Source organism: Thermorhabdus hydrogeniformans, assembly GCF_049310025.1.
Classification (GTDB): Bacteria; Bacillota; Thermosediminibacteria; order Thermosediminibacterales; family Tepidanaerobacteraceae; genus JBJYKD01.
Genome location: NZ_JBJYKD010000067.1, coordinates 1 through 1,762 on the forward strand (window position 1 = coordinate 1; position 1,762 = coordinate 1,762).

Annotated in this window: 1 protein-coding gene; it reads right to left on the reverse strand. The window is 42.1% G+C overall.

Going from position 1 to position 1,762, the window contains the following annotated elements:
* Nucleotides 1-147: 147 nt before the first annotated feature.
* On the reverse strand, nt 148-1,377 hold the full coding sequence (locus tag ACKX14_RS15475) for an IS110 family RNA-guided transposase (protein WP_422449252.1): 1,230 nt from the start codon (nt 1,375-1,377) through the stop codon (nt 148-150).
* Nucleotides 1,378-1,762: the final 385 nt, after the last annotated feature.

Genomic DNA, 1,762 nt, shown 5'->3' on the forward strand with positions numbered 1-1,762 from the left:
AGTCCTGCGGTAAAAAGTCAAGTACCTAAAAATAACAAAATGGAAAATATTTAGCTCACTTTTTGTAAAAAAGACAATATTTAACTAACCCAGTTTTATCCACCAAAAACTGGAAATTACCGAAGGATATTGAGGAGGTGTTTTACCTCACCTATTCACCTTCCTTTTAGGCGTGTAAATTTGATCATTGCGTAGCAGCGCATAGATCAAACGCACAAGTTTTCTTGCGGTTAAGACGAGGGCTCTTTTATGCTGATGCTTGGAAACTTCACGGTACTTTTTCTGATAGTAATCACGAAATTCCGGCTCTACTTTTTTAACCGAGTTGGCAGCCTCAACCAGGTAATAGCGCAGATAGTGATTACAAGAGCGAATCATTCTAGTTTCTTCTGCTTCAAACTTTCCGGACTGGTATTTCGACCATGTAAGACCGGCATACTTTGCGATAGAAGCTTCACCCTTAAAGCGATTAATATCGCCGATTTCAGCAAGTATCCCTGAACAAAAGACCGGGCCAATACCGGGAATAGTTTGTAAAGTATTCGGTATGCCATCAAGGAGTCTTTCAATAGCCTTATCCAACTGTTTAATCTGTGCGGAAAGAGTGCGGATACATTCAATAGAAGTGGCCAGGAGAACATCAACGGAATCTTCCACACACTTAGATAGCCTGTAAGAAGACCTGGCAGCCTTTTGAATACATTTTGCCACACCTTCAGGGTCGGGGAAACGATTCTTCCCCTTCTCCCTGAGGAAATCCGCAAGAACAGAAACATCCATAGAACTAATCTCATCCAGGCTATATTGTTCAAGAAAGAGCTCCATCATAGCATTGCCGAAGGCAGAACTTTCAACCTCGGACTTAAAGGCATTACACTTAAGAAATAGATTCTGCAAAAAATACTGTTTCTCACGGATCATGTTATTCACCAGGCGGTAACGCATTCTAGTCAACCTTTGAAGGGCAAGGAGTTGCTCCTGCATCACTGCAGTATATGGGAGACGCCCAAAGCGCAAGCGGTCGGCAATAACCCAAGCATCAATATCATCAGTTTTATCAAAATAAGGGTAAGCCTCTTTAAACTTATTGATTAGCTTGGCATTAATCAAATACACCTTTGTTTGATACCTGTGCAGGGCTTCATCCTCATTTAAAAACATAGCAGGATGAAAGCTGTAGACGGAAGTAGACTCCATCCCAATGTGGATTTCCTGACAGGAATGCTTGTCTGCCAAAGAAATAACCTGATCCCGTAGAAAACTTGCACCAGCGGGATTGTTTTGGACAGTAAACCTTTTAAGGCTGTTACCATCACAATCCATAATGCAAACCTTTAAATCTTCGGAGCTGACGTCTACACCCACAAAAAACTTCAACTAATCGACCCCCTTTCATTTTAGGATACAGGGAAATGGACCCTTCGGGATGTCCCCAGAAAGCTCGCTTAAGGACACCCTCGTGTATTAGAACTCACTCTGGACCATGGGCTGCCTGGAAGCTGCTAACTTCCAGCATGGGTTGTCAGAGGGAACAGCCTGCGGGGTTAGAAGTTTAAGACGAGTTCTGGGGATGCAGACTTATTTGAGTAGTCAAAGCTACAGGAGGCGAAAGCATTTCCCCGTGATCCTAAGATAATTATCTGGGAACATCACGAAAAGTCCAAGTCCCTATTTTGGATGTCAGCTCTCATTACTCTTTTTAACTTCTATATTTAGTTTTCAAGGTCCATGTTTAACTGGAATTTGAATAAGTTTGATTTAC